The sequence below is a fragment of the Bacillus sp. MYb56 genome, from assembly GCF_002976445.1.
Classification (GTDB): domain Bacteria; phylum Bacillota; class Bacilli; order Bacillales; family Bacillaceae_G; genus Bacillus_A; species Bacillus_A mycoides.
The window spans coordinates 19,255-43,095 of the sequence record NZ_PCOH01000012.1; the positions used below are offsets into that span (position 1 = coordinate 19,255).

General features: G+C 36.1%; 20 protein-coding genes. 6 read left to right on the forward strand and 14 right to left on the reverse strand.

Annotation, left to right across the window (positions count from 1 at the left end; all coding sequences use genetic code 11):
* Window positions 1-59: 59 nt before the first annotated feature.
* Window positions 60-2,996 carry a SpaA isopeptide-forming pilin-related protein gene (locus CQ058_RS15705; RefSeq protein WP_142396361.1) on the reverse strand — a complete coding sequence of 979 codons (2,937 nt, stop codon included), beginning with the start codon at window positions 2,994-2,996 and terminating at the stop codon, window positions 60-62.
* A 421-nt stretch (window positions 2,997-3,417) separates the two neighbouring features.
* Window positions 3,418-4,290, reverse strand: coding sequence for a Cof-type HAD-IIB family hydrolase (locus CQ058_RS15710; RefSeq protein ID WP_000640394.1), 873 nt, complete (start codon window positions 4,288-4,290; stop codon window positions 3,418-3,420).
* Window positions 4,291-4,424: 134 nt separating this feature from the next.
* On the opposite strand from CQ058_RS15710, the gene CQ058_RS15715 reads away from it, so the two are divergent.
* Window positions 4,425-5,039: a DNA-3-methyladenine glycosylase gene (locus CQ058_RS15715; RefSeq protein WP_002188469.1), complete on the forward strand. Its 615-nt coding sequence runs from the start codon at window positions 4,425-4,427 to the stop codon at window positions 5,037-5,039.
* Between the two features lie 179 nt (window positions 5,040-5,218).
* Here the strand turns inward: CQ058_RS15715 and CQ058_RS15720 are convergent, their stop codons facing one another.
* From CQ058_RS15720 to alsS, 4 genes are all read right to left on the reverse strand, one after another.
* The gene (locus tag CQ058_RS15720; RefSeq protein WP_002188467.1) at window positions 5,219-6,328 is read right to left on the reverse strand and encodes a glycosyltransferase; all 1,110 of its coding nucleotides are present in this window, start codon (window positions 6,326-6,328) and stop codon (window positions 5,219-5,221) included.
* 50 nt (window positions 6,329-6,378) lie between these two features.
* The gene (locus CQ058_RS15725) at window positions 6,379-7,458 is read right to left on the reverse strand and encodes a glycosyltransferase (protein ID WP_002125520.1); all 1,080 of its coding nucleotides are present in this window, start codon (window positions 7,456-7,458) and stop codon (window positions 6,379-6,381) included.
* Window positions 7,459-7,676: 218 nt separating this feature from the next.
* Entirely contained in the window at window positions 7,677-8,435 is a 759-nt protein-coding gene (gene alsD, locus CQ058_RS15730) for an alpha-acetolactate decarboxylase (RefSeq protein ID WP_105589857.1), read from the reverse strand.
* A 16-nt stretch (window positions 8,436-8,451) separates the two neighbouring features.
* Window positions 8,452-10,140 carry an acetolactate synthase AlsS gene (gene alsS, locus CQ058_RS15735; protein WP_002125517.1) on the reverse strand — a complete coding sequence of 563 codons (1,689 nt, stop codon included), beginning with the start codon at window positions 10,138-10,140 and terminating at the stop codon, window positions 8,452-8,454.
* Window positions 10,141-10,552: 412 nt separating this feature from the next.
* Between alsS and CQ058_RS15740 the strand changes: the two genes are divergently transcribed.
* The gene (locus CQ058_RS15740; protein ID WP_002188462.1) at window positions 10,553-11,110 is read left to right on the forward strand and encodes an HAAS signaling domain-containing protein; all 558 of its coding nucleotides are present in this window, start codon (window positions 10,553-10,555) and stop codon (window positions 11,108-11,110) included.
* A gap of 24 nt (window positions 11,111-11,134) precedes the next feature.
* Window positions 11,135-11,731 carry an NDxxF motif lipoprotein gene (locus CQ058_RS15745; RefSeq protein WP_105589858.1) on the forward strand — a complete coding sequence of 199 codons (597 nt, stop codon included), beginning with the start codon at window positions 11,135-11,137 and terminating at the stop codon, window positions 11,729-11,731.
* Between the two features lie 153 nt (window positions 11,732-11,884).
* On the opposite strand, the gene CQ058_RS15750 is transcribed toward CQ058_RS15745, so the two are convergent.
* A complete protein-coding gene (locus CQ058_RS15750; RefSeq protein WP_002125511.1) occupies window positions 11,885-12,238 on the reverse strand; it encodes a YlbF/YmcA family competence regulator in 354 nt (117 codons plus the stop codon).
* Between the two features lie 143 nt (window positions 12,239-12,381).
* On the reverse strand, window positions 12,382-13,527 hold the full coding sequence (locus CQ058_RS15755) for a DUF445 domain-containing protein (RefSeq protein ID WP_105589859.1): 1,146 nt from the start codon (window positions 13,525-13,527) through the stop codon (window positions 12,382-12,384).
* 125 nt (window positions 13,528-13,652) lie between these two features.
* Between CQ058_RS15755 and CQ058_RS15760 the strand changes: the two genes are divergently transcribed.
* Complete coding sequence (locus CQ058_RS15760; protein ID WP_002188450.1) at window positions 13,653-14,705, forward strand: YheC/YheD family protein; 1,053 nt, start codon at window positions 13,653-13,655, stop codon at window positions 14,703-14,705.
* Window positions 14,706-14,724: 19 nt separating this feature from the next.
* Window positions 14,725-16,185, forward strand: a complete 1,461-nt coding sequence (locus CQ058_RS15765) for a YheC/YheD family endospore coat-associated protein (RefSeq protein WP_002188444.1) — start codon at window positions 14,725-14,727, stop codon at window positions 16,183-16,185.
* 16 nt (window positions 16,186-16,201) lie between these two features.
* On the opposite strand, the gene CQ058_RS15770 is transcribed toward CQ058_RS15765, so the two are convergent.
* Window positions 16,202-16,447: a hypothetical protein gene (locus CQ058_RS15770; RefSeq protein ID WP_002087367.1), complete on the reverse strand. Its 246-nt coding sequence runs from the start codon at window positions 16,445-16,447 to the stop codon at window positions 16,202-16,204.
* A 490-nt stretch (window positions 16,448-16,937) separates the two neighbouring features.
* Here CQ058_RS15770 and sasP point away from each other — a divergent pair, with 490 nt between their 5' ends.
* On the forward strand, window positions 16,938-17,141 hold the full coding sequence (gene sasP, locus CQ058_RS15775; RefSeq protein ID WP_000013349.1) for a small acid-soluble spore protein, SasP family: 204 nt from the start codon (window positions 16,938-16,940) through the stop codon (window positions 17,139-17,141).
* Between the two features lie 51 nt (window positions 17,142-17,192).
* Here sasP and CQ058_RS15780 read toward each other — a convergent pair whose 3' ends face one another.
* From CQ058_RS15780 to CQ058_RS15800, 5 genes are all read right to left on the reverse strand, one after another.
* Complete coding sequence (locus tag CQ058_RS15780) at window positions 17,193-17,927, reverse strand: amino acid ABC transporter ATP-binding protein (protein WP_002010843.1); 735 nt, start codon at window positions 17,925-17,927, stop codon at window positions 17,193-17,195.
* Window positions 17,928-17,955: 28 nt separating this feature from the next.
* Complete coding sequence (locus tag CQ058_RS15785; protein WP_012260384.1) at window positions 17,956-18,654, reverse strand: amino acid ABC transporter permease; 699 nt, start codon at window positions 18,652-18,654, stop codon at window positions 17,956-17,958.
* Window positions 18,641-19,438 carry an amino acid ABC transporter substrate-binding protein gene (locus tag CQ058_RS15790; RefSeq protein ID WP_002030008.1) on the reverse strand — a complete coding sequence of 266 codons (798 nt, stop codon included), beginning with the start codon at window positions 19,436-19,438 and terminating at the stop codon, window positions 18,641-18,643. The genes CQ058_RS15785 and CQ058_RS15790 overlap by 14 nt, the downstream gene beginning before the upstream one ends.
* Before the next feature lie 303 nt (window positions 19,439-19,741).
* Window positions 19,742-21,742 carry an ABC transporter ATP-binding protein gene (locus CQ058_RS15795; protein ID WP_002188440.1) on the reverse strand — a complete coding sequence of 667 codons (2,001 nt, stop codon included), beginning with the start codon at window positions 21,740-21,742 and terminating at the stop codon, window positions 19,742-19,744.
* Window positions 21,739-23,499, reverse strand: coding sequence for an ABC transporter ATP-binding protein (locus CQ058_RS15800; protein WP_105589860.1), 1,761 nt, complete (start codon window positions 23,497-23,499; stop codon window positions 21,739-21,741). The genes CQ058_RS15795 and CQ058_RS15800 overlap by 4 nt, the downstream gene beginning before the upstream one ends.
* Window positions 23,500-23,841: the final 342 nt, after the last annotated feature.

A 23,841-nucleotide genomic window follows, 5' to 3' on the forward strand; every position in this document is an offset into this window, starting at 1 on the left:
TCTATTAAAAACTTAAAGGCATAAGAGATAACATTTCTCTTATGCCTTTTATAAACCTATTAGCTATTTTTAATCATAAATCTTAAACGTATTCCTAATAACACCAGAATTACACCTATAAATGGAAGGTAATCCGTATTATGCCCTGTAGCTGGAAGTTTTTGATTATTAGAACCGCCTTGTTCTTTTTCTGGTAAGTTAGGCTTTTCTACTTCTTCTCCTGGGCTTTCTGTTCCTTCACCTGGCTTTTCTATTCCTTCACCTGGTGTTCCTGTTTCCCCACCTGGTTTTTCTATTCCTCCACCTGGTTTTTCTGTTCCTTCACCTGGCTTTTCTATTCCTTCACCTGGCTTTTCTGTTCCTTCACCAGGTGTTTCTGTTTCTCCACCTGGTGTTTCTGTTCCTTCACCTGGTGTTTCTGTCTCTCCACCTGGTGTTTCTGTCTCTCCACCTGGTGTTTCTGTCTCTCCACCTGGTGTTTCTGTCTCTCCACCTGGTGTTTCTGTCTCTCCACCTGGTGTTTCTGTCTCTCCACCTGGTGTTTCTGTCTCTCCACCTGGTTTCTCTGGACCTTTTCCTGTTTCTTTTTCATTGGTAATTTGAAGCTTTATAACTTCTACTTTCTCATTAGAAATCGTAAATTCAATTCCCTTATCAGATAAATTATATCCTTCTGGAGCCTGGACTTCTTTTAAAACGTAATCTCCTGGTTCCAGTTTCTTCGAAGTTGCTTTACCATTTTTATCTGATGTTAATGTGTCTATTTTTATTCCATCTTTCAGAATTTCAAACACTGCACCTTCTAATTTTTTATCTGTATCATTAGCATCTATCTTTGTAATTTCTACTTGACCTGTGATTTTTTCTTTCACTTTTTCATTCAATACTTCTTGTTTTACTACTTCATTTGCTACAACATTTACTTCCACTTTTAATTCTACCGCTTTGTAGCCTTCCGGCGCTTTCGTTTCTTCTAACGTGTACTTACCTGGCACTAAGTTTTCGAATGTCACAACACCATCTTTATTCGTTGTTTTCGCTTCTCCAACTACTTGACCACTTTCGTTCTTCAGTCTAAATTCCGCGCCTTCTAGAACTTTTCCACTCTCTGCATCCTTTTTGATTACTTGTAAGCTTCCTAGTTCTTTCGCATTTTCTACTTGTACTTGTACTACTTTGTTTGCTTCCACAACGACTTCAATTTCTTCTTTTAACAACTTATATCCTTGTGGTGCTTTCGTTTCTTTTAATGTGTACTTTCCTGGTTCTAATTTCGTAGATATTACTTTACCTGTTTTATCTGTTCGTAACGTATCTACCTTTTCACCATCTTTATACACTTCAAACTCTGCGTCCGATAATAGCTTCGTTTTATCATTCGCATCTACTTTTACGATTTCAAATTGGCCTGTAGCTTTTTCAGCGATTTTTTTATTCAACACATCTACAGTCACTGTTTTATTAGCAGCTACATCAACACGAACTGAGCTAGATGATAGTTCATAACCTTTTGGTGCTTCAACTTCTTTTAATGTATATGTTCCAACTGGAAGTTGTTTTGATAAAGCTGCACCTTTACCATCTGTAATAATTGTTTCAACAACATTTCCATCTTTATCTATAACATCAAATTTTGCACCTGGTAGAAGTTGACCAGATTCACTATCTTTTTTCAACAATTTAAATTGACCATTCTCTACTTTTTTCGTATTCTTCATAACAATTTCAATTACGTTTGTACCATTAATTGTTACTTTTACTGGTGTATCAACTTTTATATATCCTTCTGGTGCACTTATTTCTTTTACAAAATAGTCACCAAGTGGTAAATCCTTGACTTCAGCAATACCCTTTTCATTCGTTGTAACAGTAGCTACAACATTATTGTCTTTGTCTATAACATCAAATTTTGCATCTTTTAAAACAATGTTTTCATCGTTTGCATCAACTTTTTTAATTTGTAAATTTCCTTTTTCAACTGATGGATTTTTCCATTTCGGCCAGTTAAATTTAAAATTGTGAACCTCAAACCCATCTCTTTGGTGTAATCCCCCAACATAGGCTTGTCCATTAATAGAACCACCCTTTGTCTCTACAACAGCATTTGGAGCAAACACACTTCCTACTACGCCATATCCTTTTGTTGATATTTTTGTAGCATTCGGAAACGCCCAAATTACTTTACTAGCTAACTCAGTAAAAGGTGAATTAGGATCATATGCTTGTGATGTATTAATTAAGTCTGTTGCCATCCCAGTATTTTTCGTATCGTACAAAATTGCACCGCTACCAAAATTCACTTCTTCTGCGTCTGAATAAATAACAATAAAGTCTTTGTTATTTACATTCGGAAGATAAACATCTCTTACATCAAATGTTTTTTTTCCTGTTAAGCCTGAAGAAACATAAATATTAGGATTGTTTACATCCTCTCCGATGCCAAAACTCATATTAGGTTTTGGTTTATCAGTATGTAATTGACTCGCATCTCCAATTACACCATCAACGTCTTTTCTAAATTCTTTGAACTTGGCATCAATCTCTGCTTGCTCTTTATAAGAGATACGGTCATAAGATGACTTCATTGCACCTTCTGGGTCACCATCTTTTGTCATCGCCACTGTTCCATCTTGAATGATTACTTGTCCTGCTCCCGCTTTCGTAAATTGACCACCTAGTAATAATGATGGATATCCTTCATCTTTCCATGTTGCTCCAGCTAAGTTGTTTGCTTCAGTTGCAGCCGCTACGACTGTATAACTTGATGCGTTCATGTTCTTTTGAACAGCCATCGCACCCTCAATATCCGCACTCGTTGCACTATGATCACCAAAAATGATTGCGTTATAATAAGATGTATCGCCTAAACCTTTTAATTCTGTTGTAGCTGCCTCCGCTTTATACGGTAAATGGATTAAAAAATTCATACATACTAACAATATAATTATAAAACTACTGCATATCTTTTTTACTTTTTGACTTAATGATTTCCTCAAGAAATTCATTCCCCCTTTTCAAATTTCAAAAACTTATAACAAGAAGTACATTTCAGATGTACTTAAAACCTATTCATACTAATTTACAAATAATCCATTTAAATAAAACAAAGAAGCTCTACAACTAATTGGCGAAACTACTACAATTCATTTTTGAGATAATACGTGAACTAAACTAACATGCTGAAGTGTTTTTACGTACGGGAGCTCAATAAAATTAACTCGAAGAATATTTCATGTGGTGTAACTATTTTGGCAACATCATCCACTCTACAACAGTTTTCTAAAGTATTCAAGTGAATTGTATGGATTACAGACACAATTCCTCGCCTGAAACGCTTTCATTTCTTATTGGAATATTGATTTAAACTTTTCAAATAAAGTCGACAAAAAAACGTAGCCAAAAAGCTACGTTTTTCTTTCATCGTTTCGGTGTATGTTTATGATTCTTTAAAAAAGGAAGCGGGAATTGCTTACGAAAATGCTCTTTAATCATGTACTCTACGCCGTTCTCAGTATTAGAACGTGTAATCCAGTCCGCCGCTTGCTTTAATTCTACAGGAGCGTTCCCCATCGCTACCCCAAGCCCAACATTTTCAATTACCTCTAAGTCTTCTACGCTATCTCCAATCGCAACCATTTCACTAAGGTTAATATTTAAATGCTCCCCAAGTAATTGTAAACCACGTAGTTTTGATACATTTTGAGGGAGAATTTCTATATGTCTTTCATCACACTCGACGTACTCTACATCTTGAAATGCCTTTTTTAACGTATTCATCCCTCTTTCTTTTTCACCTTTCGTATGGAAAACAATATCAATTTTTGGTGCAGCTACTGGATGATCACGCAGTGCATCCCCTAGCGAATCTACAAATTGAACCGGATAAAATAATGGATCTGCGCTTGATAATACAGTACGCGCAATTAAGTTTGGTGTATTTCTCTCACGATTCCCAATTGAATATCGTTCATGAGAAATGCGAACATTACAATCAAAATGCTCTAACACTTGCACAATATTAAAGGTTTTCTCTTCAGATAATCTCCTTTGAGCGAACGGCTTATCTAACGATGCTGAAACGAAAGCACCGCCATGCGTAACTAATATAGAATCTAATTTTAACGCCTTCGCTATTTTATGAGCAGATTGAAAATTACGATTCGTAAATAATGTAACGTATACATCTTTTCTTTTCACAAAGTCAATTGTTTCTCGTATCCCTTTTGCGATTTTTCCGTTGTTGTATAGTAGTGTCCCATCTATATTAAGAGCTAGTAAGCGATAAATCATGTCGCACTCCCCCTCTTCGCTGTTGTACTCTATCCATAATTTATGAAATAAATGTAGTAAATAGAACGAGTTAGAATTACTACTGAAAATTTGGTTTACTATATACATATACAACTGGCAAAGGAGATAGTACAATGCAGGCACCTCCTTCTTTTTATGAAGGCGATACGTTAGAGGTCGCAAAGAAGTTACTCGGACATAAACTCGTTCATATTGTAGACGGCATAAAGCGGAGCGGTTTTATTGTAGAAGTAGAAGCATACAAAGGTCCAGATGATAAGGCCGCTCATAGTTACGGAGGCAGACGGACTGATCGAACAGAAGTAATGTTCGGTGCACCCGGACATGCTTACGTATATTTAATTTACGGCATGTATCATTGCTTTAACGTAATTACAGCACCAATCGGCACCCCGCAAGGAGTTCTCATTCGTGCCCTTGAACCTGTAGATGGAATCGAAGACATGAAACTAGCGCGCTACAACAAAACTGACATTACGAAAGCTCAGTATAAAAACTTAACAAATGGCCCCGGAAAACTATGCCGCGCGCTCGGAATCACTTTAGAAGAGCGCGGCGTATCACTTCAAAGTGATACGTTACATATTGAGCTAGTTCCGGAAGAAGAACATTTATCATCCACACATAACATAATAGCTGGCCCTCGTATTAATATTGATTACTCAGAAGAAGCCATTCACTACCCATGGCGGTTTTATTATGAAAAGCATCCGTTTGTTTCAAAATAAAGAAGCTATCCTATAAGTAAGTGAAACCAACTTATAGGATAGCTCTTTTTTCGTAATTCATCACACGTCGAAAAGCCGAAATCCGGGCTCGGATTTCGGTTTTGTTTCTATAAAAGAAACCGTTGTTCCTCCAACATTGCCAAATACAGCTCATCTCCAAAGAGAAAATCTTAAAAGCATTATTTTTTTAATGCATAATAATTATCCAAATTGAATTTCGACATAATGAAAGTTCCTGTTGGCGTTAAAAGTTGTGACATAGATTGTATGACCTGCGGTAATTTCGCTGGCTCAATAGGATGTGATAACAAAATGTACTGGAATTTTTCATCTGTAAATACCTCATGTAACTTATCATACTCAGCAGAAGTTGTAGGAGCTACCCTATTTGCAAGAGCTGCTGCTTTTTCATTAATTTCTGCTCCAAATATGGAAACTGCCGGGTAACGCCTTTTCATTTCTAATAAAGTTGCACCACATCCAGCTCCTATATGAAGAATATTCACTTGATCAGGCGCAAATCGATCTACAATTGCTAGTAAATCATAATGAATGTATAAACTTTCACCATAAAATCCCCATTTTTCATACAATTTTATATTATTTGCATGTAAAACTACAGAAAATTTCATACTATCTTCTTTCCATGAGACACTTCCGTAGTGATGAATAAATGTATCTTTACATAAATACAGTTTATATCCTTTTTCAAACATTCTTAGTGACAAATCATCATCTTCATAATTCCCCGGTGTAAATCGTTCATCTAATAATCCAACTTCATCTAACACTGATTTTTTTATAAGCATACAGAATCCGATTAATTTCATACGTTCTTCCCATTTATCTTTATCACTTTGATTATATAAAGTTGCAAACTTCTGCATTCCTTCAATATCTTTATAAAAGGTTGGTATAGCAGTATAGTAAGCGGCATTATTAGTTATGGGCCCTACCGCTCCAGTATCCTTACTTTCATATAAACACCGAATTAAGTTGCTTAGCCAATTTTCAGTTACGACCACATCATTATTCAATAATAGAATATTGTCACCTTTTGCCTCTTTAATTCCCTGATTGCATCCCTTTGGAAAACCCATATTCTCCGCATTTTCCACTAGCATAATATCCGATTGTTTTTGTAACCATTCTACAGTACCATCTGTTGACGCGTTGTCCACAACTATTAACTCATACTCTTGTTCCACTGTATAAGTTCTAATACTTTGGATGCATTCTTTTGTATACTGTAATTGATTATGAGTCAATATAATTATACTTGTGAGCATGAATCAAACTCCTCTCAGCAGCCAAAATGATTATCTAGTATTATTAAATATTATTTTTCCGATAAACTATCAAAATATTTTCTATTATATTCAATGCTCGGATTATTAGGTATGAACAGTGCAGCTTGTTCGTTATGATAAATTGCCTTTTCATATTCTTTTATTCGATCATAACAAATACATAGTTGAATATGCGGCAACCATGTATGACACTCTTCTCGAACAAACGGCGAATCCTTTGGTCGTGGCCCGTCAATTGCTGCATGGTACCAATATATCGCTTTAGAATATTCCCCTTGTTGCAAAAATACACGTCCTAAGTGGCAACAAAGTTCTCCTCTAGGCGTGTCATACGTAAATGATTGTAAACAAGACTGTATAGATTTTTTTAAGTCTCCCAATTCTAAATAACATTCGGCTCTTTTTAAACATGCTTGAATGTTATCTTCAACCCAACCCTTTTCTTCATCTAAAAACCTAGAATACCCCTTAACAGCCTTATCAAATAATCTGTGATCCTTACATTCATTTGCATAATAGTACACATCGCGGGGGCTAAACTCTTTTCCACTCTCAAGATGTTTTTCATATATTTTCAAATTACGATTAGTATATGCTTTTTCTTTTTTATGACTTACCCCTACGTCACTATTTATAAGATTTCCATACACCTCTAAATATTCATGAACAAATCCATACCATTGAAAATTTTTACTTCTGTTGACTAATCGATATCTCCTTAAAGAATGTGTTGGATTTCCTTCTATATCAAAAGTTAAATAATATTTCATAGATACTGCATCCGTACTACGATCTAACGTATGTTTTAACTGCAACAATTTCTTTATATCTTCCGTATCTATTATGTCATCTGCGTCTAGCCAAAGAATATATTCTTTTGTAGCTTTAGAAAACGCAAAGTTTCGTGCCGCTGAAAAATCTTCAATCCATTGAAAATCATAAACTTTCGCGTCGTACTTCTTCACAATTTCTTTTGTAGCATCTGTGGAACCTGTATCTACAATAATAATTTCATCCACAACACTTTTAACCGATTCTAAGCATTTTGATATAGTTTGTTCTTCATCTTTTACAATCATGCATAAACTAATAGTAATGGAGTTTTCCATCATATCCCCCCTATCCTTTTGATGTATATGTTTGGAGAGAAATTTATATTTCTTTTGCTTCAAAATTGAGTTTTCATTTTACAAAAGAAACATAATGAGGCGGTGCAGTGAAATTGGATAGGGGAATTTCACTCGAAGATTGCAAATCAATGAAAAAAACCGAAGCCTGAACAAGACTTCGGTTCTTTATATAGAGAATACATAATTCCGATTCCTTTTTACTCCGCACCTTCCGCGGTCGCAATATCATTCTCTAAGTTTTCTCTTGATAATTCCGCCGCCATAAAATCAGCTGTTTCTGGAAGTGCTAAATGCATATGAGCTTTTTGACAAATTTGGATCGTACAGTTTTCTACAACATAGTCGAAAACATGTCCTCCCCCGCTTCTTTCATCATCAATATAATGTAAGTGGAAACCAGCTACACCAATACCTTGCGCATAATCTGGTGTCCAAAATCCAGCTAGCGTACCTTCTGTATCTTTAAACGAAAAAATCGGTTGTGATTTCGTCACTTCAACGAGCGGCGTATACGGTTTTTCTTGTCTTGGAACAGTTCTCGTTCTAACTTCACGGAACGTACCGTCCATTCGAATACCGTAAAATAAGTTTTTACTTGGCATTAACTCATGTAATAATGCTTCCACTTCTTCACGATTCATCGGACGCTCTACCGTATAACTCATTTCTTTTTCAAAAAACGTTACAGTCGCAAAAGGTGTTGTTTCTTCCGGTTCTACTTTTTCCGCTGAACCGTCTGAACGTAAATGGTAAAACTCATTATCAAACGCAATCATTTCACCATCTAATTGATCAAATGTACCGATGCCAAAATCACCACGTTCTTTCAGTTCCTCAAAGTTAATAACACCATCGTATATACCATCTAATAGCGCAAGCATTGTAGATGTTTGATATACTTCATTACTCATTTTCGTTCTTTTTGCATCAATATCAATTAATTCCGCAACAGTCATCTCACTCATGCCCCCATCAGTTTAATTGGTTTGGTAATAATTTTTCGCTTAATTTAATGTTGTCACGGTAGTCAATTGGAATATCAATAATGACAGGACCCTCTGCTTCTAACGCTTCTCTCAATACACCTTCTAATTCGTCTGGTGTATTGACACGAAGACCTATTGCACCGAAACTTTCTGCATATTTCACAAGATCAACATCGCCAAACTCTGTAGCTGATGTTCTACCGTATTTCATCATTTGTTGGAACGCAACCATATCATATGTACCATCTCTCCAAACGAGATGGACAACAGGCGCATTTAAACGTACCGCTGTTTCTAACTCCATCGAAGAGAATAAGAAACCACCATCACCTGACACGGAAACAACTTTCTTGCCCGGTTCAACTAAAGTAGCTGCAATTGCCCAAGGAAGTGCAACACCTAACGTTTGCATACCGTTACTAAATAATAGTCTACGTGGTTCATAAGAACGGAAACATCTCGCCATCCAAATAGAATGGGAACCGATGTCACATGTAACGGTTGTATCGTCACTAATTAAAGAACGAAGTGTACGAATGACTTGAAGTGGATGCGTAACACCTTCTGAAGCACGATTTGGAACTTCTGCTTGCTCTGATAATTTCGAGCGTAATCGTTCTAAAACTGCTTCTGATTTCGTATTTAATACAAGCTTCGGTAATTTCTCCGCAATGCTATTTACAGTTAAAGCGATATCGCCAATTAATTCACGCTCTGGTTGGTAATCATGGTCGATATCTGCTTGGTGATCATCAAGGTGAATAATTGTTCTATCGCCAAGTTTATTCCAGAATTTCGGATCATACTCAATTGGGTCATAGCCGATAGATAAAACAAAATCCGCTTCTTCTAGTAAAATATCACCTGGTTGGTTACGGAATAATCCAACGCGGCCGAAGAAATGATCTTCTAACTCACGTGAAATTGCACCAGCTGCTTGATATGTTTCAACAACAGGAAGTTCTGTACCAGCAATTAACTCACGAACTGCTTTCGTTACTTCATTGGTGCTTGCTCTCATACCGAGTAAAATAACTGGTAATTTTGCTGATTTTATTTTTTCTACTACGTATTCAATATGATTTGTGGGAGCGATTCCAAGCTGTGGCTTAGAAAGCGCACCGATAGATTCTACTGTCGTTTCCGCAGTCATAACGTCTTGCGGAAGACTTACAAGTGTTGCTCCTGGATTTGTAGAAGTAGCACTTCGAAATGCATTAGTAAGTGCTTCTGGTACATTATCAGGATGCTCGACTTCTACGCTATATTTAGTGATTGGTTCGAATAATGCAGCATTATCCATAGATTGATGCGTACGTTTTAATCGATCTGTACGCGGAACTGCACCAGCTAAAGCAACAACGGGATCACTCTCCGCATTCGCAGTAACAAGACCTGTCGCTAAATTTGATGTCCCTGGTCCTGAAGTTACAAGACATACGCCCGGTTTCCCTGTTAATCTACCAATAGCAGCTGCCATAAAAGCTGCATTTTGTTCATGACGACAAACAATTAACTCTGGTCCTCTTTCTTGCAGTACATCAAATACAGAGTCAATCTTCGCTCCTGGAATACCGAAAACATGTGTAACACCTTGTTTAATTAAACAATCAACAACAAGATCTGCTCCTTTTGTTTTTGTTTTCACGTCGTTTGCTTTTACACCTGTACTCAAACTAATCATCCCTTTATTTCATAATGTGTGTAATAAAGATTTTAATTTTATATACTTCACCACATTAATTAACATAGTGTAATATATCTCGTTTATCATTATAGTACAAATGCATTATTTTTCCAACGATATGAATTTGACAGTTTTTTGACAACCTCTAAGGAATACGCTTACAACCCTTTGTTTATCCTAAAATAATATTTTTATATCTCCTCTAAAAATGCACGAAAAAATCCCATCTAATCACAGTATTAATAAGATTATAGTACCTTGCAAAGAACACTACTAAATGATATATTTGTAAATATTGGAATGCCTAATAATTGGAACGAACTTTGTAATTCGTATCCCCCTTTTCAAAAGATAGGATTCTCAGCTGTAATTCATCATTTTATAAAGGAAAGTGATTGTTATGAACAAAAGTGAATTTTTGGAACAACTTAGTTCTTCCCTGCGGAATATGCCTAGTTTAGAAAAGAAAGATATTATTTCAGAGTATGAAACTCATTTTATCAGTGCTAAACAGGATGGGAAATCTGAAGAAGAAATTTCCAGGAAACTAGGAGACCCTAAAACTATTGCTAAAGAACTTAATGTTTCCTATGCAATACAAAACGCGGACAATAAACGAAGCTTCAAAAATATGATAACCGCACTATTTTCTGTTATGAGCTTAAGTGTTTTAAACTTTGCCTTTATCATTATCGCCTTTTTCGTACTACTCTTTTTATTACCGATTCTTCTAGCCCTTATCATTGCCACTCCATTATTAATCATTTCACCTATTTTATTAATAGGGTTAGGCTTTTTTAAAGGATTTCATCAAATTAGTTATTCCGATGTTTATAATGTGTTCATCGCTTTTTGCAGCGGTTTACTCATATCCGTCATATCTTACCAAATGGTAAAACATCTATACGCAACTTTAGTAAAGTATTTGAAATGGAATATAGCTATTTTACAAAGATAATAATGAATATAAAAGGAGATTAAAATGAAGAAGTATACTTTATATCTACTCATGTTACTTACAATTTTATTTCTATCAGCTTGTTCAAACAGTGCACAACCTAAGGAAGAAAACGATGTGCAATCTATTAAAGATGTAAGGATAAAAATTCCAGAAACTATATTCACTTCCTCAAAAAAGAATGAAACGATTAACGAAAACGAAATGAAACAAAATATAAAAACTTATTTAGATTATAGCGGAGAGTTAGACGAAAACATCGTTCCACTTTCATCATCTATGTCTGACGAGAATGTCACGGAATCCGACCGAGAGAAATTAAAGCAACTAGTAGATTTAGCGCAACAAAATGATGCGAATTTCCATGATTTTATTAGTAACAATACGATCCCTGATGATTACAAAAAACCTTCGAAAGAAATGTATGAATTCATTTCAGCATCTACGGCACTTTCAGTAGAACTAGAGCACGAATTAGACAAAATCGCGCAAGATGGTAACTTATTCAAAACTGATTTTTCTTTTACAAAACGCTTTGAGAAAGTTAATGGTAGGAAGCAAAAAGAAATTGAAAAGTTTTTGAAAGAAAAAAATATTAGAACTGAGTATTTCAACAAGTAATTATATATGTAAAAGAGAAATTGAAAGATACATCATATATCCCCTTCAAAACAGTCACTAACACATGGCTATTTTGAAGGGGATTTTTTTGTGGAAGGACTATCAAATTTCCTACACAAAAAAACGCCCCCATACTAGGAGCGTCTTCTATCATTACGCTTGTTGCGCGCTATATAATTCTTCAAGTGGCTTCATGATAATTTTGTTAACGTCAGTGATAACGATGTTTAAACGTTGCTCAGTTTCCATTAACTTTGTGATTTTTGCATCTTGTTGAATGCGAGCTACAACTTCTTGTGCTTTTTGGTTGTCTTCTTCAGTGATTTCTTGGCCTTGCATCATTTTTTGTTGTAAGCCAAGTTGCATCGCGCGGAACTCTTCGAATAAGTTCTTTGACTCTGCATCTCCTTGTACTGCTGCGTAGCTTGCTTTTAATGTTTGGAAATCTTCGTTTTCAGCGATTGTTTTTTGTAATTCATATGCAACATCATGAATGTTTTTTGTCATTTTATTTTTCCTCCTTTAGAAGGCTAGCGCTTTTCGCTCGCACTGCCTTTTAAGTGCATTTACATACGCACCTCTTCCTACCATATCAAACTATGCAAGAGATGGGAAGAAATTTCACTTTTATTTCTATGCACCCATCTTTATTACTTAAGGAACAAGAGTAACAACCCTTGAATAAATCCAATTGTTCCTCCTAATAACGCCCCTAAATATGTAATCATTTTTAACTCATTTTTTGTAATGGACAATACGAGATCTTCTAGTCTCTCTGTTGAAAATGTAGATACTTCTTGCTGGACAATTTCCGCAAGCTGTAGATTTCCCAATATACTTCCCACATTTTCTGTCCCCCACTTCAAGCCTTTCTCTACTGCGCTAGGGACCACTTTTTCAACGATTGTTTCTCGCACTGGCTCACATACTTGCTGAACAGACTGATTTAAAAATCTACTCACTGTTTCCTCTACTTTAACCGCTGACAATATGGAGTTCACAATCATTTCTTTCTCTACGAACGTTTCTAATTCTTTTACGTCTCTTCCTTTTAACTTTTCCCACTCTTTTTGCAGTACATCTGTTAACAGACGCTCTGTTCCATCTTGTCCTAAAAACTTAATGACTTCCGGCTGCACGCGATCAACTAAACTTACATTCCCTAAAAACATACCAACTAAGTTAAGCAGCGTTCCCCTGGAAGCGAAAAAGTCATCAATCATTTTTGAAAGGCGTTCCTTTCCTTCTTCACTTTCCAAAAAGCTAATTCCTCTTTTAAAAATAAAAGATGCTACATTCGGAATCGCATTCTCTACTTTTTCATGAACAGAATGAGGTAACGCCTGTTCCCATGTATATGTATAGTACTCTGCTAAAAATGCATGAATTTTTTCTGTAATAACATGTTCGATTTTCCCGATCGCCTCTTCTTCTACATGTTCTAAATTCCATTTTTCTAACATATCCCGTAACGACTGTTCATTTGTAATTACTTTATCAACTTCCACTTGTGTCCAGCGAATTAAACTGGTTTGAAAATCTTTATTTGTTAGTTTTTTTCCGATTCCTTCTGGTGTTAACAAATGGTCTACAACCATTTTACCTAATTGAACAGCAAGCTCATCGCGGCGCTTCGGAATTAACCCTGGCGTAAATGGAACCTGAAACTTCCCAATATAAATCGGACGATGAGGACGAAATAACATTTTTATCGCTAAATGATTTGTGTACCCTCCAATAATTGCCCCGAGCCCTGTCGTCATTAACATATTTAACCATATATTCATCACAATCAACCTTTCACTTCTCCAAAACTATAGCATATCATCATACGGACAAAAGTATAATGGTATAAAAACGTATTTGCAATATATAGCTTCGCCTATAATGCAAACATCTTATTACTAAAGGAGTGATTTCGTTGGTTCTTGGTCTTTTAACTTCCGGGCTCCATCACGAGCAAACGTATTACACCGAAATCGCTAAGCGAGCTCGTCTTTATCATAACGTCGTTGCCCAATTCACACCGTTTAGCATTGATTCAAAGACAGATCTTGTTTCTGGTCTTATTTACGATACAGATACAGGAAATTGGATAGATCAAACCTTTCCCATTCCTTCATATATATATGATCGTTGTCATTTCAAAGAGGATGAGGAATTCCAACAAGCAAATGCGATTATTCATTCATTACACAAACGTTCTTCCACTACTTTTTTAAACAACACACTTATTAACCCAAGCGATTTACACAATCTTTTTCTTACTAATAAACGTCTTTCCCCTTACGTACCAAAAATAATAAAAGGAACAGTACAAGGAATTTTTAAATTACTACTAGAAACAAGAGATATTATTATAAGACCAATCAATATACACTCCAATGAAAATTTATATCGGGCCACTTACAAAAATAAAACATTTCATATCGATACAATAAATGAACAACATCATACTTCTACTCAATTCAAACGAACAGATAAATTTATATCATGGTGCAAATCGAACATACACTCATTCCGTTATATGATTCATCCAATGTTACAACCTCCAAATCAACTATCATATCCGATTCATATTCGAACCATTATGCAAAAAAATAAAGAACAGAATTGGAAAGTGCTCGGTCAATTTATACAAAAATCTTCATTCCCAGCACAATTTTTACTTTCAGCAACAGAACGTTCTATGTTACATCCATTTTCTAAAATTAAATATTTACTTTCTCCAACTGGCGTTCAATTATTAAAAGATGCTTTACATGATGTTGTAAATGAAGTGTTTAAAACACTCGATCAGTCCTATTCTTCATTATTTGAACTAGAGCTTTCTACCATTATGGATCAAAAAGGTGCCATTTGGCTTATGTACGTCAATACGATGCCTTCTTACGAAGTTTATACTAGGTACAACGACGAACTGGCTGAACAAATTTTTCATGGTCCATTAAAGTTTAGCCGATTTACACCATAATGAAAGGAGGAAATCCCCGTTGAAAGAGCACATATATACATTAAGTATTTCAGATGAGCATCCAAATAGTATTACTTTACCTTACGTTTTTTCTATTACACCACCAATTACATCCTTTTTCTTTGGCTTACGTTATATTACATGTGAGAATATTAAAATTCATTATTCATTCACGCGAGAAATTATTATTGGCGAACAGATTGCAGCCGATCTTTTACTACCGCATTCAGCAACAATCCATGCCTTCTTACACAATCAAACCATTGTTTTCGGCCCATTAATCGGGATTTTCACAACTGGCTTTAACGATGATTCTAATTCTCCTTTAGGAAGTCGTTCCATCTCTCTCAGTGAGTTATTAACACCACCATTCACATTGCAGCCATTTGTATTTGTCTTTGGCATTCAACATATAAACTGGGAAGAGGAAACAATTGAAGGGTACTTCTTTCAAGAAGGAAAATGGGTAAAAAACAAAGTCCCTTTACCAAATGTCATTTACGACCGATTACCAAATCGGCAAGCAGAAAATTACAAACCTATCGTAAGAGCAAAAAAACGTTTAGAAAGCGACTATGCGATTCCGTGGTTTAATCCGGGATTTTTCAATAAATGGGAAGTGCATCAACTTTTAATGAAAGAAGATTCAATTAAACCATTCTTACCAAATACAGAAGTATTTCAACATTTTGAACAAGTAGAACGACTTCTCGGTACGCATAAGTACATTTATATGAAACCAATACACGGTAGCTTCGGAAGAAATATTCATCAAATACTCTATTCTCAAACTGATAATTGCTACTATTGTCGTTATCGTGAAAATGAACAAAACAAACTAAGAAAGTATCAATCATTAGAAGCCCTTCTTAACCATGTGTTAAAAGGACATGATTTAAAAAAGTTTATCGTACAACAAGGTATCTCACTGCTCCGCTTCGAAGGGCAACCCGTCGATTTTCGCATTCATACAAATAAAAACCATTTTGGTAATTGGGTAGTCAGTGCAATCGTCGCAAAAATCGCCGGCAAAGGTAGCTTAACAACTCACGTAAATAGCGGCGGTGATACGAAATTACTTCAGGAACTATTTCCTGATTCAACAAAGCAAGTTCAAATTGAAAATAAACTAAAACAAACAGCCTTACAAATCAGTTATGCACTTGATGGGCAAGTAACCGGGAACATTGGAGAAATTGGTTTTGACATTGGTTTAGACACCACGGAAAACCCGTGGCTATTTGAAGCAAATTCTAAACCGGGGCGAACTGTATTCCAAGATGAAAAGTTAAAAGAACAAAGTGAACTTACGCGCCAATTATTTTATGAATATGCCATCTATTTAACTGAACACTCTTTGCGCGACACGAAAGAAAAAATGTCACAAATAAAATCAGATCCCTCGTCACATACCGAAAACATCCCTTCCCCTATGATTAACTCACAAATACAAAAACAAAAACTTCCACCTCCTTCATAAGGTGGAAGTTTTTTATTTAAACGAGCTTCACTACAACTTCTGTTTCCACATTACATACTCCGCAATAAAAAACATGATTGCAATACTCCTGTGAATTATTATGTGTTAAACCGTCTACTGCACTTAATAATTCTTGATCCATATATGCACTGTAATCGTCTATGTAATCTACAGTTTTCCCATAATCTTGGAGTATACCTTGGCAATTTTGACAAGAATATGTTTGTGATTCTAGCGCGTTGCAAAGCGGGCAAATTCCCATCATGATTCCTCCATACGTTATCGTTTAAAAACAATTAAAAAGCCCTTTTTTTAGATTGAAGAGAGCATCTAGCCGTGCATAGACGCGGTCAGTTCCTTTTTCTGCCCCATCCTGGGTTAAAACAGAACTATGTAGTTGCTCCCGATTTAATTTTCATTTTACTAAACTGGAATTTGTCTCACTTTAACAAATCATAAGTTAAGTAAGCCAAGCTGGTTATACAAGGAAAAAAACGCATATGATTTCGCTCTTAGTTTAGCCTTCTTTCTTAAAAATACAACGATTACTCTTATTTCATAATTTACGAAATGATGAAATATTTTTTACAAAATTTACAAATTATTTTTTTGTATATCTTTCTAGGTAACATCCATACTATGAGTACAAACTTAATTACCGATGGATTAGCGCCAAACGGGGCGATAATCTGGTTCAAATCCAGCTAGTCCAACCAAAAAAATTTTTATAACTCTAAGGAGGATATATTCCTATGGCAAACCAAAGTTCTTACAATCAATTAGTAGTACCAGGTGCAACAGCAGCAATCGATCAAATGAAGTACGAAATCGCTCAAGAATTTGGTGTACAATTAGGAGCAGATTCTACGGCTCGCGCTAACGGTTCTGTTGGTGGAGAAATTACAAAACGTCTAGTTGCAATGGCTGAGCAAAGCCTTGGCGGATTCCAAAAATAAATATATATGGCAAAAAGGTCTCAAGGCATATGCCTTGAGACCTTCCTTAATTTATTGCAACATTTGTAAAAACTTCTTCGTTCGTTCTTCTTTTGGATTTGTAAATACATCTTCCGGTGTACCTTGTTCGACAACGACACCGCCATCCATGAAAATAACACGGTTCGCAATTTGATGAGCAAAGCGCATTTCATGCGTTACAATGACCATCGTCATTCCTTCTTTAGCAAGTTCTTTCATAACCTTTAAAACTTCTTGAACTAGCTCAGGATCAAGTGCTGACGTTGGCTCATCAAATAGTAAAACTTCCGGCTCCATCGCAAGCGCACGAGCGATTCCAACGCGCTGTTGTTGTCCACCTGATAATTGGAACGGATATAAGTCTACTTTATCCGCAAGACCAACTTTTTCAAGGAAATAGTTTGCTTTTTTCTTCGCTTCTTCTTTCCCCATCTTTTTCACTGTAACGAGCCCTTCCATTACATTGTGAATTGCTGTTAAATGAGGAAATAGATTATGGTGTTGGAATACCATACCTGTTTGCGTACGAAGATTTACAATATCTTTCTTCGATACTTTTTGAGAGAAATCGAGCTCTTTATTGCCGATGCGAATGTTACCAGCGTTCGGCGTTTCTAACACGTTGAGACAACGCAAGAATGTCGTTTTACCAGATCCAGATGGCCCGATAATAACAACCACTTCGCCCTTCTCAACTGATAAGTCTATATGTTTTAATACGGTATTATCTCCGAAACTTTTTTGTAAATGTTGAATTGAAATCATAAAAACAAAAACTCCTTTTATGAAAGGGTTATTTTAGAGTATAACGTTCTGAACGTTTTTCTAATATTTGTTGCACGATAGATAATAAGAAGCAAATTACCCAATAAATTAGACCTGCTTCAAAATAAACAATTAAAAACTCATAGTTCATTGCCGCAATTTCCTGCGCTTTTCGGAACATTTCTGTTACTAAAATTAACGACGCTAATGAAGTATCCTTCACTAAACTAATAAATGTATTCGAAAGCGGCGGAATTGATACGCGTGTTGCTTGTGGTAAAATAACACGTTTTAATGCTTGCGGGTATGTCATCCCAATTGTGTAAGCTGCTTCCCACTGTCCTTTCGGGATTGAAAGGATAGAAGCACGAATAATTTCAGATGCATATGCACCTACATTTAATGAAAATCCAATAACTGCTGCTGTATATGGCTCAACTTCAATATTAAGAGTTGGAAGACCATAGAAAATAATAAATAACTGTACAAGAAGTGGCGTTCCGCGAATGATAGATACATAGATACGAGCAATCCATTGTAAAATACGACTACCTGAAATACGTGCGAGCGCTGTTAACGTCGCAAGTATAATACCGATAACAAATGTAATAAGCGTTAACGGAATTGTCGTAAAGACAGCTTCCTTCAGCATAGGCGCGAAGGAAGTCTGCATAATATCTATCCAAGTAGACAATCGATCTGACATCAATGCGCTACTTAGATACATTTTCACCGAACCATTTTTTCGTTATTTTATCGTACGTACCATCTTTTTTCATATCTTCTAACGCTTTATTTACTTCTTGTACAAGTTTGTCGCTACCTTTACGGAATAAGAATCCACTTTGTGACGCTTCTTTTTCTGTATCTACAATTTTAATTTTTGCATCTTTTTTCGTTTCTAAATAGTTTAACACTGATAATTTATCATTGATTGTGAAATCAACGCGGCCAGAACTTAATAATTCTGCTGCTTGGCTAAATCCTTCTACACCTGTGATTTCCGCACCATTTTTCTTAGCAATATCTGCGTAGTTACTTGTTAAAGATTGTGCTGCTTTTAATCCTTTTACGTCAGCAAATGTAGCAGGTTTATCTTTATCTTTCGCAATAACTAATGCTGCTGAAGAAGAAATATATGGACTAGAGAAGTCATATTTCTTTTGCCGATCTTCACGAATACCAACTTCGTTCGCAACCATGTCGAAACGTTTTGCATCTATTCCTGCAAGTAAGCTATCCCATTGTGTTTCTTTAAATACAGGCTTTACACCTAAACGTTTTGCAACTTCTTCTGCTAATTCAACGTCAAACCCAGTTAATTTATCGTTTGTATCGTGGAACGTAAATGGTGGATATGTACCTTCTGTACCAATTACAAGCTCACCGCTTTGTTTTATCTTCTGTAATGCATCTTGATTAGCTGTATCTTTTTTCTCTTCTTTACCGCAGCCCGCTACAATCCCAATCGCTAATGTAGTTACTGCAAGCACTGAAAATAATTTTTTCATGATAGTAGTCCTCCAAGTATTCTGATAGGAATTTAAAAACTATATTGATTGTATGCAATTTCGAACAATTTTTCAATGAAAATGTTCTTATTTAGTTTAACCTTTTTCTTCATAATCAAACAAAATGGAAAAATAGCGCTACATACAAAAAATAAGTAACATTTTTTAATATAGCATTTATAAAGAAAAAGGTAAAACAATACCTACTTATTTATAAGTTTTTCAGCCGGTGAAATATATTAACTTCTAAGCGGACAATCCGATCAAAAAAGAACTTGCGAAAATCGCAAGTTCTTCTAAAAATTAAGCACTCTGGTTTCCTTCCATTTGCGTTTTATACATATCGTAATAACGCCCGCGCTTTTTCATTAATTCATCATGGGAACCTTTTTCCAAAATCGTTCCTCTATCAAGCACAATAATTTGATCAGCGCTCTTAATTGTTGAAAGACGATGAGCGATAATAAACGTCGTTCGTCCTTTCTTCACAACTTCTAGCGCTTGTTGAATCATCGCTTCTGTTTCTGTATCAATACTGGAAGTCGCTTCATCTAAAATTAAAATAGCAGGATCAAAAGCAAGTGCCCTAGCAAACGATATAAGCTGACGTTCTCCGGTTGAAAGTGTACTTCCTTTCTCCGTAATTTTTTCATCTATATTGTTCGCAAACCTTTCCGCACCAACATCACGTAACGCCTTTACGATGCGATCTTTTGAAATTTCTTCATTTTCTAAGCTTACATTGGATGCCACTGTCCCGCTAAATAAAAACGGATCTTGCAATACAATTCCCATATGTTCACGTGTTGCTTGTTTCGGCATCTCTGTTACATCGTGACCATCAATCGTAAGCTTCCCTTTTTGAAATTCATAAAACTGAAAGAGCACATTCATAATGGAACTTTTTCCTGATCCAGTATGACCGACAAGTGCCACTGTCTCCCCTTGTTTCGCTTCAAAAGAAATATTTTTTAATACTTCATCTTTTCCATTGTAAGAAAACGAAACATTATCGAATTTCACATTTCCGGTTAAGCGAGGCATACGTTCTTCTTCTACTGCCTCTCCCTTTTCCTCTAGCAATTCAAAGACGCGCTCTGATGCAACACGCGATTGCTCTAAGTTAGCAAGTTGGTTCACCATGTTCGTAATTGGCGAGAACAATCTCGTTAAATAATCGACGAAAGCATACAGTATCCCTAGAGAAAGGAGGCCAGAAGCACTTAATGAAGCACCACCGAAATACCAAATTACACCTGTAAAAGCGATGTTTCTTAATACAGACACTAAATTATGCGAAGTTGCTGCATTTAAATTTAAAATTTTATTTTGATATTTAAAATAATCACCATTTAACTCTTCAAATTCCTTCTTCGTTTCATGTTCTTGACGAAATGCTTGAATAATTGGCATCCCTTGAATTGATTCATTCACTGTTCCGTTAATATCCGATAAACGCGAACGCATTTTATGATTGTATACAGACGCATACTTTCTATACATAATCGCCCAAACAATTAAAATTGGGATGATGAGTAAGCATAGTGCCGCCAGTTTTACATCAAGTAAAAATAGCGCAGCGAAAATCCCGATAATATAGATGATACTAGAGACGAATGTCGCAAGCACTGTTACATATAAATCACGAATCGCTTCTGTATCATTCGTTACACGCGATACAATTTTCCCTGCTGGTAAATGGTCAAAATAACGAATTGGCAACGTTTGAATATGGGAAAAGACGTCTTCCCTCATAATTTGAATAATTTTGTTTGCCGCCTTCTGTAAGAAGAACTGCTTTCCGTATGCAAATAATGATACGACTACTAATAAAGCGAAATATCCACCGCCAAGTAGTAATAACCTATTTATTTCTGGTTTATAAAACGCAAATACTTCTTCTTTCGTTAAGGCTTTCGATTTATACACTTGCACTGCCTTACCACTTTGTACTGTAAGCACATCACCCTTAACAGAACGAGTTCCTTCAAGCGTTATTTTATTCGGTACAAAATAGTACTGAAAACCAACTTGAATCACTCGGACTTCTTTCCCTTTTTGCTCACCTTGTTCAAAGCGATCACTTCGCTTATAAAAGGCGCCATTATATGAAACAGCATCCTCACTCTTTTCTGTTTCATACCAGGGTCTCTCTATTCCAACGATATGCTCATCGATCATCGTTTTTGCGACGAAAGGACCCGCGAGTTCTGCAATAACGAAAACAAATAGCATCGCCATCGCTGCAAAAATCGGCCCTTTTACTTTCATCGCGTATTGAAACAATCGTTTTGAAACACTCATATTTTCACCCCACTATCCGTACTTTCACTTTCACCTTGTTGTCTTTCGAACTGCTCTGCATACCAGCCCCCATTTCGAACGAGCGCTTCATGCGAGCCTTCTTCAATAACCTCACCGTTATCCATAACGAGAATCCAATCAGCATGCTGCACTGCTGACAAACGATGCGTCGTTATAATCGTCGTCTTCCCGCTTCTTTCTGTTCGTATATTTTCAATAATTGCTGCTTCTGTACGAGCATCAACAGCTGATAAAGAATCGTCCAAAATTAAAATTTCCGGATTTTGAATAACAGCCCTTGCAATTGAAATCCTTTGCTTTTGCCCACCTGATAAAGAAACACCTTTCTCTCCAACGAGCGTTTCTAAACCTTCCGGTAAAAACTCTAAATCTTTTTTAAACGCAGCTATTTCAATCGCTTTTTCAAGTTCTTCTTCAGTCGCTTCTCTGTTTCCGAATAAAATATTTTCCTTCGCTGTTTTTGAGAACAAAATGTGTTCCTGAGGTACATACCCAATCCAGCCAAGTACGTTATCATTCGTAATTTTATCTAGCTTCACATCAGAAACCGCAATATCCCCTTCTCCAAGTGGATATTGACGAAGAAACTGACGAACGAGCGTCGTTTTCCCGCTTCCTGTCTTCCCAACAACTCCAAGTGTCTCTCCTTGTTTTAAAGAGAACGAAACATTTTTCAAATTCGTTTCATTTGATGAAGGATATGAAAAAGTAACGTTATCAAACTGAATGTAATCTGGCTCTTGTACAACCTTTGGATCTTTCGGATTCTTTACATCCGGTTCATAAGCTAACGTTTCATTTACACGGTCGAGCGACGCATTTCCTCTTTGCATAACATTAATCAATTCACCAATTGCAAACATCGGCCAAATCATCATCCCTAAATAGACGTTAAAAGAAACGAGCTCACCAAGTGTCACCTTTGATTGGAATACGAGATATGCACCGTACACTAAACCAATTAAATAGCTAAGACCGACGAGCATTTTTACAGTTGGCTGGAATAATGCATCGATTCTTGCTACTCTCATATTTTTCTCGTATACGTCATCTCCTAAATGATGAAACCTTTCTTGATCAGCGTTCTCCTGTACATACGCACGAATAACGCGTACACCCGCAATTGATTCAAGTACTTTATCGTTCATATCCCCGAACGCATCTTGCGCGACTGTAAATCTTTCATGCAACTTCTTTCCGTATCTATTCATCGCATACGCCATAATCGGAAGCGGTATAAGCGCAGCAAATGTTAACTGCCAACTAATTGAAAAGCCCATCATACAAACGATTGTAAGCATATATAGACTAGAATCAACGAGCGTTAATATACCAAAACCAGCTGTCATGGAGATTGCTTTTAAATCATTTGTCGCTCTCGCCATTAAATCGCCAGTACGATTTTTTTGATAAAACGTCGGTGTCATCTTAAGTAAGTGCCCCATAAATTTTGAACGCATCATTTTCTCAAGTACGAACGCACCGCCAAATAGTTGGTGCTGCCAAATGAAAGTAAGTACATACCCACCAATCGTTACCCCAAGTAAAATAAGAATATATTGCATAATCGCCTCATTCGTTAAGGCTCCCGTTTTAATATTATCAATTGTAATTCCTAACACTTTCGGTGGAATTACCTCTATCACGTTTACAATTAAAAGTACCCCAATTGCAATACTATACCTTTTCCAATGCTCTCTAAAAAACCAGCTTAACTTTAGTAATACTGAAAACAATATAACCTCTCCTTTCTCGTTCCCGTTTGATTCACATTTCTTTATCCGCTATCCAAACCCATCACATTTACATTTCGTAAGCCATACAATTTCATCACATTTTTCCACCTTCCAAATTCTGATTTTTTATAGTAACAAGGAAAATAAAGTGAAACTTTAATCAGTGGGGGTTTTGTTCATTCCCCACTGATTATTAGCCTTCACCAATCGGGCGTTTACGGGCAGTTGATTTCCCGCCCAACTTCTTTGCTCCAGCTGAATTTTGAGGCGGGAGTCTTACTGCCCGTTAATGCGGGATAAACAAAAAAAAGCATACCGCCGCTTGACGATATGCAATAGAAT

Excerpts from the sequence above, each read along its gene's own strand:
- CQ058_RS15770 (WP_002087367.1), bottom strand. The coding sequence starts at position 16,447 with ATGGGAATTTGCCCGCTTTGCAACGCGCTAGAATCACAAACATATTCT.
- alsD (WP_105589857.1), bottom strand. The coding sequence starts at position 8,435 with ATGACTGTTGCGGAATTAATTGATATTGATGCAAAAAGAACGAAAATG.
- CQ058_RS15785 (WP_012260384.1), bottom strand. The coding sequence starts at position 18,654 with ATGTATCTAAGTAGCGCATTGATGTCAGATCGATTGTCTACTTGGATA.
- CQ058_RS15725 (WP_002125520.1), bottom strand. The coding sequence starts at position 7,458 with ATGGAAAACTCCATTACTATTAGTTTATGCATGATTGTAAAAGATGAA.
- CQ058_RS15780 (WP_002010843.1), bottom strand. The coding sequence starts at position 17,927 with ATGATTTCAATTCAACATTTACAAAAAAGTTTCGGAGATAATACCGTA.
- CQ058_RS15715 (WP_002188469.1), top strand. The coding sequence starts at position 4,425 with ATGCAGGCACCTCCTTCTTTTTATGAAGGCGATACGTTAGAGGTCGCA.
- CQ058_RS15795 (WP_002188440.1), bottom strand. The coding sequence starts at position 21,742 with ATGAGTGTTTCAAAACGATTGTTTCAATACGCGATGAAAGTAAAAGGG.
- CQ058_RS15720 (WP_002188467.1), bottom strand. The coding sequence starts at position 6,328 with ATGCTCACAAGTATAATTATATTGACTCATAATCAATTACAGTATACA.
- sasP (WP_000013349.1), top strand. The coding sequence starts at position 16,938 with ATGGCAAACCAAAGTTCTTACAATCAATTAGTAGTACCAGGTGCAACA.
- CQ058_RS15750 (WP_002125511.1), bottom strand. The coding sequence starts at position 12,238 with ATGACAAAAAACATTCATGATGTTGCATATGAATTACAAAAAACAATC.
- CQ058_RS15790 (WP_002030008.1), bottom strand. The coding sequence starts at position 19,438 with ATGAAAAAATTATTTTCAGTGCTTGCAGTAACTACATTAGCGATTGGG.
- CQ058_RS15745 (WP_105589858.1), top strand. The coding sequence starts at position 11,135 with ATGAAGAAGTATACTTTATATCTACTCATGTTACTTACAATTTTATTT.
- CQ058_RS15740 (WP_002188462.1), top strand. The coding sequence starts at position 10,553 with ATGAACAAAAGTGAATTTTTGGAACAACTTAGTTCTTCCCTGCGGAAT.
- CQ058_RS15710 (WP_000640394.1), bottom strand. The coding sequence starts at position 4,290 with ATGATTTATCGCTTACTAGCTCTTAATATAGATGGGACACTACTATAC.